The sequence below is a fragment of the Mesorhizobium sp. M0676 genome (assembly GCF_040320535.1).
GTDB lineage: Bacteria > Pseudomonadota > Alphaproteobacteria > Rhizobiales > Rhizobiaceae > Mesorhizobium.
Map to the genome: position 1 here is coordinate 1 of NZ_JAMYPU010000043.1, position 17,337 is coordinate 17,337.

At 62.6% G+C, this 17,337-nt stretch carries 15 protein-coding genes and 1 pseudogene; 8 read left to right on the plus strand and 8 right to left on the minus strand.

The window, feature by feature from the left end; translation table 11 throughout:
• From NKI35_RS28865 to NKI35_RS28875, 3 genes are all read right to left on the minus strand, one after another.
• Positions 1-619 (minus strand): TCP-1/cpn60 chaperonin family protein (locus tag NKI35_RS28865; RefSeq protein ID WP_352659339.1); only part of this gene is annotated, 619 nt, incomplete at its 3' end.
• A 63-nt stretch (positions 620-682) separates the two neighbouring features.
• The gene (gene groES, locus NKI35_RS28870) at positions 683-979 is read right to left on the minus strand and encodes a co-chaperone GroES (protein ID WP_352535730.1); all 297 of its coding nucleotides are present in this window, start codon (positions 977-979) and stop codon (positions 683-685) included.
• 185 nt (positions 980-1,164) lie between these two features.
• Positions 1,165-1,797 (minus strand): class I SAM-dependent methyltransferase, encoded by a 633-nt coding sequence (locus tag NKI35_RS28875; RefSeq protein WP_502897187.1) that lies wholly within the window; start codon positions 1,795-1,797, stop codon positions 1,165-1,167.
• A gap of 247 nt (positions 1,798-2,044) precedes the next feature.
• Here NKI35_RS28875 and NKI35_RS28880 point away from each other — a divergent pair, with 247 nt between their 5' ends.
• Positions 2,045-2,914: a hypothetical protein gene (locus NKI35_RS28880; RefSeq protein WP_352742202.1), complete on the plus strand. Its 870-nt coding sequence runs from the start codon at positions 2,045-2,047 to the stop codon at positions 2,912-2,914.
• On the opposite strand, the gene NKI35_RS28885 is transcribed toward NKI35_RS28880, so the two are convergent.
• Entirely contained in the window at positions 2,911-3,537 is a 627-nt protein-coding gene (locus NKI35_RS28885) for a TetR/AcrR family transcriptional regulator (RefSeq protein WP_352742204.1), read from the minus strand. The genes NKI35_RS28880 and NKI35_RS28885 overlap by 4 nt on opposite strands.
• Positions 3,538-3,707: 170 nt before the next feature.
• On the opposite strand from NKI35_RS28885, the gene NKI35_RS28890 reads away from it, so the two are divergent.
• Both NKI35_RS28890 and NKI35_RS28895 read left to right on the plus strand, forming a co-directional pair.
• Positions 3,708-4,946, plus strand: coding sequence for an MFS transporter (locus NKI35_RS28890; protein ID WP_352742206.1), 1,239 nt, complete (start codon positions 3,708-3,710; stop codon positions 4,944-4,946).
• Positions 4,947-4,974: 28 nt separating this feature from the next.
• Entirely contained in the window at positions 4,975-5,910 is a 936-nt protein-coding gene (locus NKI35_RS28895; RefSeq protein ID WP_352742208.1) for a bifunctional helix-turn-helix transcriptional regulator/GNAT family N-acetyltransferase, read from the plus strand.
• A 6-nt stretch (positions 5,911-5,916) separates the two neighbouring features.
• On the opposite strand, the gene NKI35_RS28900 is transcribed toward NKI35_RS28895, so the two are convergent.
• The gene (locus tag NKI35_RS28900) at positions 5,917-6,747 is read right to left on the minus strand and encodes an AraC family transcriptional regulator (RefSeq protein WP_352742210.1); all 831 of its coding nucleotides are present in this window, start codon (positions 6,745-6,747) and stop codon (positions 5,917-5,919) included.
• Between the two features lie 127 nt (positions 6,748-6,874).
• Between NKI35_RS28900 and NKI35_RS28905 the strand changes: the two are divergent.
• The 5 genes and pseudogenes from NKI35_RS28905 to NKI35_RS28925 all read left to right on the plus strand — a co-directional run.
• Positions 6,875-7,082: pseudogene (locus NKI35_RS28905) on the plus strand (iron chelate uptake ABC transporter family permease subunit); the annotation flags it as partial.
• A 126-nt stretch (positions 7,083-7,208) separates the two neighbouring features.
• Complete coding sequence (locus NKI35_RS28910; protein ID WP_023705728.1) at positions 7,209-7,679, plus strand: MarR family winged helix-turn-helix transcriptional regulator; 471 nt, start codon at positions 7,209-7,211, stop codon at positions 7,677-7,679.
• Positions 7,676-8,869, plus strand: a complete 1,194-nt coding sequence (locus NKI35_RS28915; protein WP_352463008.1) for an HlyD family secretion protein — start codon at positions 7,676-7,678, stop codon at positions 8,867-8,869. The genes NKI35_RS28910 and NKI35_RS28915 overlap by 4 nt, the downstream gene beginning before the upstream one ends.
• A 349-nt stretch (positions 8,870-9,218) precedes the next feature.
• Entirely contained in the window at positions 9,219-10,754 is a 1,536-nt protein-coding gene (locus NKI35_RS28920) for a DHA2 family efflux MFS transporter permease subunit (RefSeq protein ID WP_352742211.1), read from the plus strand.
• Between the two features lie 274 nt (positions 10,755-11,028).
• A complete protein-coding gene (locus NKI35_RS28925; RefSeq protein WP_352742212.1) occupies positions 11,029-13,707 on the plus strand; it encodes an EAL domain-containing protein in 2,679 nt (892 codons plus the stop codon).
• Positions 13,708-13,736: 29 nt separating this feature from the next.
• Here the strand turns inward: NKI35_RS28925 and NKI35_RS28930 are convergent, their stop codons facing one another.
• The 3 genes from NKI35_RS28930 to NKI35_RS28940 form a co-directional block, all read right to left on the minus strand.
• Complete coding sequence (locus NKI35_RS28930) at positions 13,737-14,171, minus strand: CAP domain-containing protein (RefSeq protein ID WP_245265806.1); 435 nt, start codon at positions 14,169-14,171, stop codon at positions 13,737-13,739.
• Between the two features lie 242 nt (positions 14,172-14,413).
• Complete coding sequence (locus NKI35_RS28935) at positions 14,414-15,046, minus strand: LysE family translocator (RefSeq protein WP_023715207.1); 633 nt, start codon at positions 15,044-15,046, stop codon at positions 14,414-14,416.
• Positions 15,047-15,203: 157 nt separating this feature from the next.
• Complete coding sequence (locus tag NKI35_RS28940; RefSeq protein ID WP_352742215.1) at positions 15,204-17,177, minus strand: pilus assembly protein TadG-related protein; 1,974 nt, start codon at positions 17,175-17,177, stop codon at positions 15,204-15,206.
• Positions 17,178-17,337 lie beyond the last annotated feature (160 nt).

Consider the following 17,337-nt stretch of genomic DNA (forward strand, 5'->3'; position numbering starts at 1 on the left):
TGGTGACGAAGTAGGGCGAGAGATAGCCGCGGTCGAACTGCATGCCTTCGACGACTTCCAGCTCGGTCTCGGCGGTCTTGGCTTCTTCAACCGTGATGACGCCTTCATTGCCGACCTTCTGCATCGCTTCGGCGATCATGGCGCCGACCGACTCGTCGCCATTGGCCGAGATCGTGCCGACCTGGGCAACTTCCTCGGAGGTCTTGATCTTCTTGGCAGCCTTGCCGAGAGCCGCGACGACTTCGGTCACTGCCAGGTCGATGCCGCGCTTCAGATCCATCGGGTTCATGCCGGCGGCAACGGCCTTGTGGCCTTCCTGGACGATCGACTGCGCCAGAACGGTCGCGGTCGTGGTGCCGTCGCCGGCAATGTCGTTGGTCTTCGAAGCAACTTCGCGGACCATCTGCGCGCCCATGTTTTCGAACTTGTCTTCAAGCTCGATTTCCTTGGCGACGGTGACGCCGTCCTTGGTGATGCGCGGTGCGCCGAACGACTTGTCGATGACGACGTTGCGGCCCTTGGGGCCGAGCGTGACCTTCACTGCGTCGGCGAGGATGTTGACGCCGCGCAGCATGCGCTCGCGGGCGTCGCGGGAGAATTTTACGTCTTTAGCAGCCATTTTTTAGCTCCTGGCAGGGGGCTTGCGATCAAGCCCGAAATTAGTTGACGGTGAGGCCGATGATCAGCCGATGATGCCCATAATGTCGGATTCCTTCATGATCAGAAGGTCTTCGCCATTGAGCTTGACTTCGGTGCCCGACCACTTGCCGAACAGGATGCGGTCGCCGGCCTTGACGTCCAGCGGGACCAGCTTGCCGGCTTCGTCGCGAGCGCCGGTGCCGACGGCGATGATCTCGCCTTCCTGCGGCTTTTCCTTTGCCGTATCCGGGATGATGATCCCGCCGGCGGTCTTGGATTCGGATTCGACCCGGCGTACGACCACGCGGTCATGAAGCGGGCGGAACTTCGACTTTGCCATTTTTTCTTCCTCGAATGAGAACGGTGAGAGCTGTTCCTCGATCCGGCGGTGCCGGATGTGCGTTAGCACTCGCTTGAGGAGAGTGCTAACGTGGCGCTGAAATAAGCGCGTGGCTTTCGAGAGTCAAGGCGAACGGTGAGCACAATTGTGCCAATTGGAGCCGTGCCGCGATCCGACGGCAGACCCTACCGGCGCCGCGGCGATTTAAGCACCAGAAGCGGACAGCGTTCAGCCAGCCCATAGGTCCCTGTCGGCGCGAGGCGGACACTGTCGAAAAACCGGCTCGCCTCTTCGACCAGCGTCGCCGCCGGGGCGAAACTGTAGACAGTCTGCGAATTCGCATAGACATCGATGGTGCCGATGACCGGCATCTCCCATCCGGTCGTCGCGGCAAGGGCCTCCCGGTCGGCAAACAGCGCATCGAAGGCATCGAGGATCGCCCGCACCGGAATGGCGCGGTCGGGATCGCTGCCTGCACAAGCCATGGCAATGCGCCATTTGAGTTCGTGGAAGGTCGCGACACCACCGGAAAGCGTCAGCGCCCGGACCTCCTGAAGATCATCCTGTACCTGAGGACTTGCATAGGCGCGCAATGCAGCCCGCCCACCGGACTTCAGCACACGCGCGATCTCGGCAAGCAGCGCCTGCCGTGCAACCGAGGAGTCCAGCGCCGACAGGCAGCCGTCGCCGATCACCGCCCCGGCGCTTTCGTCGCCCAGCGGCAACTCCAGCCAGTTGCCGATCACCGCCTTGCGTGAGGCGGTATCGCCCGGCCAGATGCCCGATATCATGGCAGTGGACTCGTCGATCGCGAGCATGGTCCTTCCGAGGCCGGCAAGCTCCGGCGTGACCCCGAGCAGCACCAAATCGACTGATTGCAGCCTAAGTTCGCGCTCATAGGCGGCGACAGCTTCCGGGGGCGGACACAGCGGCGACCCGAGAAGCCGCCAATGACGGCGAATTGCGTCCCAATGCTCAGTCATGCGGAACGGTTTGGGGAAAGGCTGGACATATTTCCTTCCAGGCTGTTGGTTGCCTTGCGAGTTACCTCATGCAGGAAAGGCCATGGCCCGCATTGCCGTCATAACGCATGAATTTGACCGCTTCCAGAGCCGGCGGGGCCTCCTGCTGCGCCAGCACAGCCCCTACATGCTGTTCGACGTCCTGGCGGAGTTGAAACGGCGCGGTCACTCCGTGCAGATCATGCGTGGACCCTCGGCAAGTCATAACGCCGATATTGCCGTCCTGCATGTCGACGCGACAGTGACGCCATCGGACTATGTCGACTACGCGCGCGGATTTCCGATTTGTCTCAATCTTGGTGCAACCGACATTTCCAAGCGCCGCATCAGCGGTGCGATCCTCGAGGAGGGTGCCAACTGGAGCGGCCAGGTCATCGTCAAGAGCAACCTCAATCATTGGGGGACGCCCGAGGAGCAGCTCAACGGAAAATCCGTTCGCGCCGGCAAGGCAGTGCCTTTTCCGGGCGCGCAGACCTTCGACCGCTATCAGGTGCATGCCTCGCTGGCCGATGTGGCGCCGGAGATTTTCAGGCGTGCCGACCTGATCGTGGAAAAATTCATTCCCGAAATCGAGCCCGACGGGTTTGCGGCGCGGTTCTGGATTTTCTGTGGCGATCGGGAGCGCTGCACCCGCTATGTCTCGCCGCAGCGCCTGGTCAAGGGCGACGACACCGTCCGCCGGGAGCCGGTTGCGGTTCCCGACGAACTGCGCGCCTTGCGTCGGAAGCTGGGCTTCGACTATGGCAAATTCGACTTTGTCCTGCATGAGGGCAGGGCGGTGCTGCTCGATGCCAACAAGACCCCAGGTCGCGCCAGGAACCTGTCGAAGATCGTTGCCGCCGGTACCGCCAACCTGGCCGACGGCTTCGAAAACCTCATCCACCAGACCGGACGGGGTCGAATCGGCCGCTAGAGAAACAGCCCCAACTGCGTATGGATGATCGACCGGTAGTCCTCGATGGTGTGGCGGCTTTCCTCCTGGTTCTGGGTCAGCGCCATGCGCACGACGCCGCCGGCCAGCTGGAAGATCAGGAAAACCATACGGCCGAACTCATCGCGTCGCTCGGATGCGAGAAAGGGGCCGACATGGTCGCAGAACATCGTCGCCTGGCGCCGGGTTTCGGCGATGTCGAGATTCTTCAGCGCCTTGTCAGCCTGGATGGCGTTTTGCAGGTCCTGAATGGCGGGGTCGCCGGCGACGCGCTCATAGTAGTCGTCGAGCAGCCGGTCGGCCGCCGCGATGACGTCGCCCAGCCCGCCAATGTCGGCGACGATCGCGGCAAGCCGAGCGCGGCTCACTTCGGAGAACCGCTCGTAGAGCATCGCCAGGATCGCCGACTTGTTGGGAAAATAATGATAGACGGTGGCGATCGGCCCGCCGGCCTGTGCGCCGACTTCCTTCATGGTGACGGCGTCGATGCCTTTCTCGCCGATCAGCCGCATGGTCGTCGACAGGATGGCGTCGATGCGCTCGCGGCTGCGCTCCTGTTTGGGCCTGCGCCTCGGTTCGGTCGTCATCTGCACTGCTTCGTTCATGCCGCCATCCTCTCGATCGCCCAGACCATTCGATCGCCAAGACCATCCCCAGCCTTGTTGGTGCCAAGTCCCGCTGATGATTGACAAACGAACATGATCGAGTATCAGTTTCTAAATGCTGACAGACTGTCAGTTTTTTTGCCGACAGGCAAGGACGTTGGGAGGCGACCGTGACTTCTGCTGGTAACGCCGATGCCGGGAACGGCGACTGGCTGGTCGGCAACCCGACTGGGGCGCAGCTCGCCTCGGCATTGTGGATCGGCTCGGTCGGCCTGCTGATTCTCGGGCTGCAGCCGGTGCTTCTTGGCGCGCTCTACACCGAAGGGCATGTCAGCGGTGACGAACTCGCGCTGGTCGCCACGGCGGAGATGATCGCCATCGGCATCGGATCGGCGGTCATCGCCATGATGCTGTCCGCCCACAATATGCGCTCGAAAAGTGCCTGCCTTTTGCTCTTGCTGGCGCTGGCTAACTGCGCGACCGCCTATGCGCTGACCTCGACCTCGCTGATTGCCGCCCGCGCGGTGGCGGGCCTCGCCGAGGGTGGGCTGGTGGCGGTCGCCACGGAACTGATCGCCCGTTCACGCCGGGCCGAGCGCATCGGCGGCTTCTTCGTCACCCTTCAGACCCTGGCGCAATGCGCCCTTGCCCTGCTGCTGGCGCTTTACGTCATCCCGGCCGCCGGATCGGCGGGCGGCTTCATCGTTCTTGCCGTCGTCTGCATCGCCTCGGTGGCCGTCGCCTTCATCGTCCCCGATAGCTATGCCGACCTGCCCAAGGAGGAACAGTTCAGCAATGTGCTGAGCGTTCCTTCGCTTGCCGCTTTGCTGTGCGTCTTCTGCTACTTTATGTTCTTCGGCTCGGTCTGGGCGTTTCTCGAGCCGCTTGGCGCACAATACGGCATCGATGGCCGCAGCGTCGGCCTGATCGTCTCGGCCAGCCTGGCATTGCAGGTGCTGGGCGCAATGACGGCTACCGTCTTCGAGGCGCGTATCGACTACCGCTTCGCCATCGTGGCGATCGGCGTGGTCGCCGTCGCCAGTTCCGTGGTGCTCGCCGGCAGCCCCGGCCTGACGGTTTTCTGGGTCGCGGCCTTGATCATGGGCTTCATCCTTCTGTTCATCGTGCCCTATCAGATCCGGCTGGCGATCACCGCCGACGAGACGCGCACGGCCGTGCTTCTGGTGCCGGCGGCCCAGCTTTTCGGTCTGGCGATCGGCCCGGTCGCGGCATCGCTGCTGATCGACGGCAAGGATTTTCGGCCGGTGCCGGAATTTGCCGCCGCCAGTGCTGCGGCCAGCGTCGTGCTGCTCGGCCTGTTCGTCCTGATCGCACGGCGCCGCCGCGCCATCGCCGGAGACACGACCGGGGGAGCATCTCCTCGATACTTGACTAAGTCAAATAAATGACCGATCGTTGATGGGCAGGAGGCTTCCCATGACGATCCATCATCAACCCGGCAAGGAACGCATCGACGCGGTGCGGGCTTTCAACCGCTTCTACACCCGCCAGATAGGTCTGCTCGACGAAGGCCTGCTGAAAAGCGCCTTCTCGCTGACCGAGGCGCGGGTGCTCTACGAACTGGCGCATCGCGATGGCCTGACCGCCAGCGATCTCATCCGCGATCTCGGCCTCGACGCCGGTTATGTCAGCCGGCTCCTGAAGAAGTTCGAGCACCTGCAGCTGATTGCGCGCGCGCCGCTGGCGTCGGATGCGCGGCAGTCGTCGATCACGCTGACGCCGGTGGGGCGGCAGGCCTTCGCGCCGCTGAACCGGGCTTCGCACGACCAGGTCGCGGCCTTGCTGGCGCGGCTTCCTGCTGCCGAACAGGACCGGCTGGTCAAGGCCATGCAGACGGTGCAGCAACTCCTGGGCGACAGCCCGGAGACCAAAGTGCCGTATATGCTGCGCCCCTTGCAGGTCGGCGACATCGGCTGGGTCGTGCGCCGCCAAGGACAGATCTACGCACAGGAATATGGCTGGGACGAAACCTACGAGGCGCTGGTCGCCGAAATCCTCGGCGCCTTCGTAAAATCCTTCGATCCAGAATGGGAACGCAGCTGGATTGCCGAGCGGCAAGAGGAGGTAGTCGGCTCGGTCTTCGTCGTGCGCAAGTCCGACGAGGTGGCAAAATTGCGCCTGCTCTATGTCGAGCCTTCGGCGCGCGGCCTCGGCATCGGCAAACGGCTGGTTCAGGAGTGCATCGGCTTTGCTCGTGCCAAGGGCTACAAGACGCTGACCCTATGGACCAACGACATCCTGACCGCCGCCCGCCACATCTATGAGAGTGCCGGCTTCAGGCTGGTGGACGAAGAGCGCCATCACGCCTTCGGCAAGGATCTGGTCGGCCAGAACTGGAACCTGGAGCTGTAGCGGCGTTCAGGCCACCGGGACCCATATCTCCAGCCCGCCATTGCCGCTGCGCGGATCGAACTCCGGGCCGTAGCGTTCGAATTCGGGGCCGTCGGCTATATCGTGCCCCGAGGCCGGCAGCCATTTGTTCCAGATCGTGTTGACGGTGCGGCGGATGGTCGAGATGTGTTCCGCATGCGTGAAGACTGCGTATTTCTGCGCCGGTACGCGCACCCGGGAAAGCTCCTTCGGCAGGTCGGAGAAATCCAGCACTTCGACGCCGGCGATGTAATCGAAATTGCCGGCATCGTCGCCGTTGACGCAGACGCCATAGGCGACGTCGCCGGTCTCGCCCGGAATGTTGCCGATATAGGAACCGAAACGCTGCCACTGCATCGGAATGGCAGCGCTGGTCTCGCAGCTGTAGCGTTCACCGAGCCCGGCAATGAGGAAGGGGCGGCCGGTCTCGAAGCGCGGCGGCGGCAGTGAGGCGAGGAAGGACTGGTCCATCAGGATCGGCTCCACGAGATCGAGATTGCTGAGGCTGCCCTGCGCGCGCACCAGTTCCGGCGTCGTGCCGAACTGGTCGCGGAAGGCGCGGGTGAAGGCTTCGTGCGAGGCGTAACCGGCATCGAGCGCGACCGCGAGGATGTCGGGCGCGCCGGAAGCCAGCTTGCGCGCCGCTTCGGTCAGCCGGCGCGCGCGCATATAGCCCATCACCGAACGGCCGGTGGCGGCGCCAAAGGCGCGCGTCACATGAAAGCGCGAGACGCCGCTGCTTTGCGCGACATCTTCAAGCGAGATCGCTTCCGGCAGATGGCTCTCGACAAACCACAGCGCTTTCTCGGTCGGGTTCATGAGTCTCCTCGCATTTGGCGGCACATTTTGTCGGCTTTTGCGAGGCCAGTTTGATCGAAATTGCGCCTGTCGTAAAATCGAAGGGCGCTGGTCGACTGTGGCAGGTCACCATCGTGGAAAGCCGCTGCTGGGCGGCCTCGGCCTGGCTCGCTGGGACAATATCTGGGCGCGCTGGGTGCGGGCACCATCCTTGCCTATGCCCTGTGGAACCACCGCCGGCTCAATGCCTTCCCCGCCGGCGAAAATGCCGCCGAAAGCTAGGTGTGCCGGTGGCGAGGACGCGCAAGACGACCTTTCTCCTCGGGGCGTTCTCGACGGCAATTCACGTCTCGGTCGGGAGGTCATCCGCAACCGTCATTGACAGCGCCGTGACCGCATCTGCATGGCTGCCATCCCTCTTTTTCGGCTCTGGTGCAATGCGGCGCCTTGAATGGTAAGCACGCTTATAATATATACCGCTCATGGTTTCCGACGGCATAGATAGATTGGGCTTTTTGATCCACGACGTGCAGCGCCTTATGCGCAAGCGCTTCGAGGCGCGCGCCAGCGGTCTTGGCCTTTCCTCGGCACAATGGCGGCTTCTGGTTCGCGTCGCCAAGGAGGCCGGCGTCGCCCAGGCTCGCCTCGCCGAACTTCTCGAAATCGAGCCGATCAGCGTTTCACGCCTCGTCGACCGGATGGAGGAGGGCGGCTGGATCGAACGGCGCTCCGATGCAACTGACCGGCGCGTGCGCATGATCTTCCCGACAGCCAAGGCGAACGCGGCCTATGCCGAGGTCAAAAGCCTTGCCGGCGAAGTTTATGAGGAATCGCTGGTCGGCGTTTCGCCGGACGACCGCCGCGTCCTGATCCGGGCGCTGGACACCATCGTGCAAAACCTGGCGGACGGCGAGACGTCGTCCTTGAAGAGTACGGAAGGGGCAGCAGCATGAACGCGGCAGCCAAGCTAGACGAGAATGTAACCAAGATCGAGACGCCGGCACAGCCGGCTGCCGAAGCGCCCGCGCAGCCGGCCGCGGCACCTGTCGCTGTGGCTCCCCCGGTGCAGCCCGCTCCGGCTCCGGTCAAGAAGCGCCGCCTCGGCCGCCTGCTGCTGATGGTCGCCCTGCCGGCGGCACTGGCCATTGGCGGGGGCTACGTCTGGGTGACCGGCGGCCGCTATCAGGAGACCGAAAACGCCAATTTGCAGCAGGCCAAGGTGTCGATCGCCTCGGACACGGCCGGCCGCATAGTTCAGGTCGGCATCTCGGACAATCAGCAGGTCAAGCAGGGCGATGTGCTGTTTGCCGTCGACCCCGAGCCCTACCGGATCGCGTTGGCGCAGGCCGACGCGGCGGTCGCAGTCGCACGGGTCGGTATCGAACAGCTGCGCGCCGCCTACAGCCAGGCGCTGGCGCAGGAAAAGTCCGATGCCAGCCAGGTCGACTACGCGCAGTCGCAGTATGACCGCGCCGCCGACCTTGCCCAGAAGGGCATCAACGCCAAATCGTCGCTGGACGAGGCCAAGAACGATCTCGACAAGGCCAGGCAGCAACTGGCCGTTGCCGAGCAAGGCATCATCAGCGCCAAGGCGGCTCTCGCCGGCAATCCCGATATCGAGACCGACAAGCATCCGACGGTGATGGCCGCACTCGCCGCGCGCGACAAGGCCGCCTACGATCTGGCGCAGACCACGGTCAAGGCGCCGGCCGACGGCGTCATCAGCCAGGCCTCCTCGTTCAAGATCGGCCAGTATGTCGGTTCCGGCACGCCGCTGTTTGCGTTGGTCGAGACCGGCGACACCTGGATCGATGCCAATTTCAAGGAAACCCAGCTTACCCACATGAAGCCTGGCCAGAAGGCCGAGATCGTCGTCGACACCTATCCGGGCAGAACTTTCGAGGCCACCGTCAAGGCGATCGGCGCCGGCACCGGCGCGGAGTTTTCGCTGTTGCCTGCTCAAAACGCCACCGGCAACTGGGTCAAGGTCACGCAGCGCATTCCGGTGCGCCTGGAGCTGACCGATGCCGACGCCAAAATGGCGCTGCGCACCGGTATGAGCGCCTCGGTTACGGTGGATACCGGCGTTGCTCGCGGGTTCCCCGCTATCTTCGGCCACGCCACCGCAGGCGAAGCACAATAGACTGTGAATGGACCGTGATCTCGAAAAGCAGGATCACGGCCCGGCAGAACGCCCGCCGCAGGCGAGGTGAAGTTGAGATGACAGGATCGGTCCGACGGCAGGTTGAACGAGGGGTGGATTGGACCGGGCCGCATCGCGGCCTGCCCAGAACCTGGACCATCTCGGCGCCCATCCTTCGGACCTTGGATTTCCGGGCGGCAAGCGCCTGATGTGTCGAGACCTTCGATCGATGTAACCCCCACATCGATAGATCGCGTCCCACCGCGATGAGGGTCTCTTCACCAGAGAAGGCCTCGCCGCCCGGAAACCTAATGTACACGTTTTTGTTACCTGTCGGAAGTTCCGCATCATGACCACACCAGAACCTTTCAAGGAAGTGCCGCATCGCGGCCTGATCACCGTGGCGCTGATGCTGGCGACGGTCATGCAGGCGCTCGACACCACGATCGCCAATGTCGCGCTGCCGACCATGACCGGCGACCTCGGCGCGTCGCCCGACAACATCAACTGGGTGTTGACCTCCTACATCGTTGCCGCCGCGATCATGACGCCGGTGACCGGCTGGCTGGCCGACCGCTTCGGCCGCAAGGAACTGTTCCTGGCGGCGGTTGTCGGCTTCACCGTGTTCTCGATGCTGTGCGGCATTGCCTGGAGCCTGGAGAGCATTGTGTTCTTCCGGCTGATGCAGGGCGTGTTCGGCGCAGCCATCGTGCCGCTGTCGCAGACCTTCCTGCTCGACATCAACCCCAGGGAACGCCACGGCCAGGCGATGGCCATCTGGGGCGCCGGCATCATGCTGGGGCCGATCCTGGGTCCGACGCTGGGCGGTTGGCTGACCGAGAATTTCAACTGGCGCTGGGTGTTCTTCATCAATTTGCCGGTCGGCATCATCGCCTTCCTCGGCATGGCAGCCTATTTGCCGGTCATTGCCCGGCGGATACGCAGCTTCGATTTCTTCGGTTTCGCCATGATTTCGCTCGGCGTCGGCGCACTGCAGCTGCTGCTCGACCGCGGCGGCGAGGTCGACTGGTTTTCCTCGGTCGAAATCTGGATCGAGCTTGCTCTTTCGATCACCGGCTTCTGGGTGTTCATCATCCACACACTGACGGCGGAACGTCCTTTCATCGACCCCAAGATCTTCCTCGACCGCAATTTCGTCACCGGTCTGGCCTTCATCTTCGTCATGGGCGTGCTGATCCTGGCCTCGATGTCGCTGCTGCCGCCGATGCTGTCGACCATCTTCGGCTATCCGACCGTGACCATCGGCGTCGTCCTGGGGCCGCGCGGTGTCGGCACGATGATTTCGATGCTTGTCGTTGGGCGGCTCATGAGCAGGATCGACGCCCGGATCCTCGTCGTCATCGGCTTTCTGCTCACCGCGCAGTCGCTCTACACCATGTCCTCCTTCACGCCGCAGATGGACAATTGGCTGATCCTCAGCTCCGGCGTCATCCAGGGCCTCGGCATGGGCATGGTGTTCGTGCCGCTGTCGACGGTGGCCTTCGCCACGCTCGACGTGCGCTTCCGCACCGACGCCACGGCCCTGTTCAGCCTGGTTCGAAATCTCGGTTCGTCGATCGGAGTGTCGGTGGTGACGGTTCTCATGGTGCGCAACACGCAGGTCAATCACACCGAATTGTCGGCCTTCATCAACCCATTCAACTCCAATTTGTGGGCGCTCTCGCCGGCGGCAGCAGGCGGCGATCCGACCGCACTTTCGCAGGTGGACCGCATGGTCAACATCCAGGCGATGATGATCTCCTACGTCAACGACTTCAAACTGCTGATGGTGATGACGCTGGTTGCCATTCCGTTTGTCTTCCTGCTGCGCAAGCCGAAGACCGCCCCGGCCGGCGCGGCCGCTCCTGCCGCGCATATGGATTGAGGCCGGGCGCCGGTAGCGCTGGCAGCAAGCTGGTTGCCCTGATGATTTGTTGCTCGGATGATCGTCAAAACCCGTGTGTGCAAAAGAATATCGATAATGAGCCGTTGGAAGTTGATTCGAAATGACATTTGCACCTTTGGTATCTGGTTGCTGACGCCTCCAATTCCGTTACAGTTCATCTTGAATTAGCACATCTGTAACATTGTCAGTCGACTGTCGTCTGGCACGACAGAGGCCCTTTCTTGTTTCAGGTGCCAAACCGGAGGAGGTCTGTTTGGTCACGAAGTCATCCAGAAGATCCGTCGGGGCGCGCGGGCCGGTCGGCGTAGCCGCATTGGCAAGACTGGCTGACGTCTCCTATGTAACGCTCGAGGGCGAACTTCGCACGACCATCGCGGCTCTCGAAGGGCAGACCCTGCGCTTCGAGACGGCGATCGAGAATATTTCGCAAGGCATCTGCTTTTTCGATGCCGATGAACGGTTGATCCTGAGCAACCGGCGCTATGCGGAAATCTACCGCATTGCGCCCGAGGAATTGCGACCTGGCGTGACACTGAGCGAAATCGTCGAGCGCCGCGTCGCCGCGGGCACGGCGGCGACCGCCGCCGACATCTATCTCGCAACGGCTCGCTCGATCAATTCGGGCAAGGCTTCGCGGCTCTGGACCGCTAAACTTGTCGACGGTCGCACAATCCAGATTCGTAACCAGCCCATGCCTGATGGCAGTTGGATCGCCACGCATGAGGACATCACTGAGCTCCTCGCCAATCGGCAGATCGTCGACGAGCGCATTTCGCTGCAGGCGCTGATCGACTGGGTGCCCGATTATCTCTGGGTCAAGGATACGCAAAGCCGTTTCGTCGTGGTCAACAGCGCCCTTGCGACCGATAGTGGCCGCAACAAGACCAGCGACATGATCGGTTTGACCGATTTTGATCTCCACCCCCCGGAAGTTGCGCGGAAATTTCGCCTGGTCGAGCAGCGCCTGCTCAAGAGCGGACAACCGATGATCGACGCGGAAGAGTTTGTCGTCGATGCGTCGGGGAACGGCAAATGGCTTTCGTCGACGAAGGTGCCGTTGCGCAATCGCCAAAATGAAATCTTCGGCCTGGTTGGCATCGCCCACGACATCACCGCACGCAAACAGGCGGATGTCCTTCGCAGCGGGCAGGCGCAGATCCTCGAAATGATTGCCACGAGCGCGCCGCTGGAGGACGTGCTCGACCGCCTCATGCGCTTCGTCGAGGCTCAGTTGGAGGGGATATTCGGTTCCGTCCTGCTGCTCGACAAGGACGGCATTCATTTGCGTCACGGTGCGGCGCCGGGCCTAGCGAAAGCCTATACGAGCGCCATCGATGGGGCGGCCATCGGTCCCAAGGTGGGATCCTGCGGAACCGCCATCTACCGGCGGGAACCGGTCATTGTTACCGATATTCTGCAGGATCCGCTTTGGGACGATTACCGCGAACTGGCGGCACCCCATGGCTATCGTTCGTGCTGGTCAACCCCGATCCTGTCGCATCGGGGCGTCGTGTTGGGCGCCTTTGCCATGTATTCGATGACCGTGCGCGAACCCACCCATGCCGAGACCCGCCTGATCGAATTCACCACACACATTGCCGGCATCGCGATCGAGCGCAAATTGGCGGAAGACCAGATCCACTTCATGGCCAACCATGATGCGCTGACCGGCCTGCCCAATCGCGCTTTGCTGGAGGATCGGCTTTCCCAGGCGGTCCTCTACGCGCAGCGATACAATCGCTGGATGACGGTGGTGTTCATCGATCTCGACAATTTCAAACTGGTGAACGATACGTTTGGCCACAATGCCGGCGACGAACTCCTCAAGACCGTCGCCAGCCGTTTGGTTGGATGCGTGAAGGCCACCGACACCGTCGTGCGGCTTGGCGGCGACGAATTTGTCATCGTCCTGTTCGACCAAACCACCAATGTCGATGTGGTCTCGGAAACCCTGCAGACGATCAGGGATGCGATCGCGGAACCGGTTCTTGTCGGAGAGCATCGGCTGAGAACGACGGCCAGCATCGGCATCGCAAATTACCCGAAGGACGGGACCAGCCCGGATACGCTGTTGGCCAATGCCGACGCCGCCATGTATCGCGCCAAGGAATTCGGCCGCGACAATTTCCAGTTCTATGCCCCGGAGTTCAACTCAACTGCACATGAAAAATTCCTGCTTCAGGAGGAATTGCGAAACGCGCTCGCCCGGTCGGAATTCGCTCTGCACTATCAGCCACAGGTGGATCTGCGATCGGGGCAGGTTTTCGCCGTCGAAGCGCTGGTGCGCTGGAACCACCCGACGCGAGGCCTGGTTTCGCCGGCGATGTTCATCCCGACCGCCGAGGAGACCGGGCTGATCGTGCCGCTCGGCGACTGGATCCTGCACGAAGCCTGCCGGCAGAACAAAGCCTGGCAGCGCGCCGGTCTGTCGCCCGTAACCGTCTGCGTCAACGTGTCGGCGCGGCAGTTCCGGGAGAAGAACCTGATCGACCGCGTCGTCAACGCGTTGAAGGAAAGCGGCCTGGAGGCGAGGTATCTCGAGCTCGAAGTGACGGAAAGCCTGATCATGCAGGATTTCGAGCTGGCGGTCGCAACGATGAACGGACTGCAAAAGCTCGGCGTGCAGATATCGATCGACGATTTCGGAACAGGCTATTCCAGTCTCAGCGCCCTCAAGACGTTTCCGGTGGCGCGGCTGAAGATCGACAAGTCCTTCATCAACGATCTCGCGACCGACGAGAACGATCAGGCGGTCACTGGCGCCGTGATTTCCCTGGGGCAGAAGTTGAACCTTCGGGTGCTGGCCGAAGGTGTCGAAACGGAAGACCAGGTCGCCTTCCTGCGCAAGAACAATTGTGACGAGGTGCAGGGCAATTATTTCAGCAAACCCCTGTCGCCTGGGGATATCGGCGAGCTGATCGCGAAAGGCTGACGGCTGGGTCGCGCCGTGACCGCTGGCTGCTATTTTCCGAGCACCAGGCTCCAGTAGCGGATGGCGCTGTCGCGCCCGTCGCGTACATAGGCGAGGCCGAAGCGGCTGAAATCCGGATCGAGCATGTTGCGGCGGTGGCCGGCCGAATGCATCCAGATGTCGAACAGCTTCTGCTGGTCGAAGCGGCCCTCGGCGATGTTCTCGGCAGCAGCGCCCCGCACGCCATTGTCTTTCATCCGCGACGCGAAATCCTTGCCCCAGCCGGTCGTGTGGCTCATGCGTTCGCGCGAGGCCATATAGCCGGCCTGCTGCAGAGCGGCCTGCTCGAGCTGGGCGTCCGGCACCAGCGCCGGCAGTCCGGCCGAAGCTCGGATGCCGGCCAGCGCCGCGGTGGCCGAGGACGACACACCGGCGCCTTCGCCGGTCGGCACCGAGACCGTGCTGCAAGCAGCGAGGCCAGCCATGGCTGCAAGGCCGATCAGCAGTAGGCGCCTGTTTGATTTTGGACTTGCTTCGCCAGAGCGGGTTTGCGCGAGCGGATGATTGGTGGTGCAGATCATTGTCATGCCTGCCTGACTTAGCGGCGATCATGGCTTTTGCCGGGCAGGGCTGCGAAAATCTCAATCGCTGGCCTCCGTGCAGGTTCGGCCGGCCGATTCGAATGGGAAGGTCGGCGGCCGATGTAGTCTCGGCGCGCTGCGTCCGATCAGCGTTGCGCGTCGGTCGCCATTTTAAGCGCCAGCGCGGCAAGCACCGTGCCCATCATCCAGCGCTGGATGACCATCCATAGCGGCCGTCCGGCAAGAAAGGTGGCGATCGAACCGGCCGTTACCGCGATGATGGCATTGACGGTCAGGCTGATCGAGATCTGCGTGGCGCCGAGCACCAGAAGCTGCGACAGCACATGGCCGTTGCCCAGCGAGATGAACTGCGGCAGCAGCGACAGATAAAGCACCGCCACCTTGGGATTGAGGAGATTGGTCATTAGACCCATGGCGAACAGCTTGCGGGGCCTGTCCTTCGGCAGTTCGCGCACCTGGAATGGTGAGCGCCCGCCGGGCCGCACCGCTTGCCAGGCGAGCCATAGCAGATAGAGCGCGCCGGCAATGCGCAGTGCGTCATAGGCAAACGGCACGGCAAGCAGCAGCGCGGTGATGCCCAGCGCAGCCGACACGACATAGAACAGAAAGCCGACCGCCACGCCGCCGAGGGAGATCAGCCCGGCCTTGGGGCCTTGCGACAGCGAGCGCGAGATCAGGTAGATCATGTTTGGCCCGGGCGTCAGCACCATGCCCAGGCAGACCAGCGCGAAGGCGAGATGGTTGGCGGTTTCGGGCACGGGGCAATCTCCGGGAAGCGGTGACGATACCCACCACGCGTTTTGACTCACCGCAAGAGCATGATGGCCGGAGACTTTGCGCCAGCGGTCGAAAAATGACGAAAGCGAAGCCGCCAATTTCCCCCCACAAGGTGGGGAAAATCAGCAGCTTGACCCCTCAGCTCACCACGCGCAAGTTCGAGAGCTCGTTGGCGATTTCCTTGAAATTGTCGGACAGCGTGGCGCCGGTCGCGTTCCAGAACAGTTTTGCAGGCTTGCTCGGGTCGGTCGGATCCTTGCGGAAGCGAGAGTCCGACGAGCACGTCTTCAGTGCCTCCATCGCGCTCTTGTCGCCGGCGTCGGTCGTCGACATGTCGAGCGCCACCGTCATCACCATGATGTTGGCCGCCTTGGCGTTGTTGCACAGCGTCGCCATCTGCTCGTTGAGCGCGGCGGTGTAGTTGCTCGACGAATAGTTGAGCTGGCCGATGGCGCTCGACGTGCCGCCGAACAGGCGGGTGACGGCAGTGCCGTTGTAGCCGACGCCGGTATAGCCATAGCCGGCATAGGTCGACTTGTTGCCGGCGGGGTCGGAACTCACCGTCGAATAGGTGTTCTCGCCGTCGGTGAGCACGATGACCACCTTGTCGTTGCCTCGTTCCGTCTCAGGACGTCCTCCTGTGAAAGGCTCCGTGCTGGAGACGGTGCGCCAGCCCCAGGCCATGCCTTCCGGCACATTGGTGTTGCCGTTGGGCGCCATCAGGTCGATCGCAGCCTTGATCTTGGTCAGCCCGGCGGCGTTGGCGACGTCGGTCAGCGGTGTGATCGGCGTGGTGGTGCAGCTGTAATTCGGACCGGCACCCGTCCCCAGCACCGGCGCGTTCATCGGCCGTGGCTGGAAATACTTGGCCATGTTGGACTGCCTAGTCTTGCCGGTGGTGCTCGCCGGATCGTCGTTCCACCAGCTGTTGGCCGCGCCATAGGTCTTGGGGGCCACCTCGTCGGGGTCCTGCGTTATGTACCAATGATTGCCCGGCTCGTCTGGCGCGAACATCGGCACGAACATGGTCGCGGGATCGCCGACGCCGGTGCCGGTGTTGTTCGGTCCGCCGGAGGCCGGCGCGTCGTTGACATTATAGGGATAGGGCCGCACTTCGACGCAGCCCTGCCAGCTGGCGAACGGTCCATATGTGTCGTTGTAGTCGTATTCGTTGTGGCTGTCCGAGCATGTATGATTGGGGCGATATTTGTCGCAGACCACGCGTTTGCTGCCGACGATGCGCTCGTGGCTGGTGACCACCTTCATGTCGCGGTAGAGCGAGAAGCGGGTCAGCATCTGCCCCTCCTGCTCACCCCAGCCAATGCCTTTCTTGTACCAGATGCCGCCGATCTTCTGGGCATATTTGTCGGCTGCGTTAAGCGTGGACCAGGCGAAATTCTCATTGTGGATGGGCGACAGCCCGTAGGCGTCGATCCACGACGCGTTGTCGTTGCTGGCGCCGACATTGACCGAGGCGGCGAACGGCACAAGGCTGAACTGGACCGGCTTGTCGATCTGCTTGATCATCGCGGCCTGCAAGGCAAGCGTGTCGACGAGCTGCTTGGCGGCTTGCTTGAGAAGGTCGATGCGCTTTTGTCCGGCACCCGTGCCCGTGTTCGACATCGACCCCGAATTGTCGAGCACCATGGCCACTTCCAGCGTGTTCTTCAGCCGGACTTGCGAACACACGGAGTAGGTGACGTTTTCCGACGTCCTGCCGATCAGCATCGCCGCTGCCGGCAGGAAATAGGGCTTGTAGACCAGGCTGGCGCACAGCTTGACGATGCCGCCGCCGGTCGTGCTGCTGGGCAGCGTAACGCTGAGCGTCGTGTCGGCGGGATCGACGTCGTTGAGGTTTGCCTTGAAGAAGTCGAGCGCATAGGCCCGCAACTGGTCGTCGGTGGCGCCTTCCACCAGCCGGCGCGCGGTGGCGAAGTTGGCGGCGTCGAGTGCGTTGACCACCCTTTGCTTCTCGCTGACCACGCCGGTGTAGTCGACAGCCATTGCCACGCCGCCCATCAGTGGCACCATCGCCACAACGGTCATCAGAGCGTAATTGCCGCGGCGGTCACGCCAGAAGTCACGCCGGAATGTGCGCCAGAGTTCACGCATGTGATGTAAGCGGCCCCGCCTGCGGATTCTTCAATGCCGCCACAGTTTCACAAAACGTTGAAGGACGGGTTTGGGAAACTGCTCGATTGCGCGGATAGCGCTTCACCAGGCGCTAACCAAATGCGCCAGCTGCCGAACGCAAAACGCCCCGCCGAGGCGG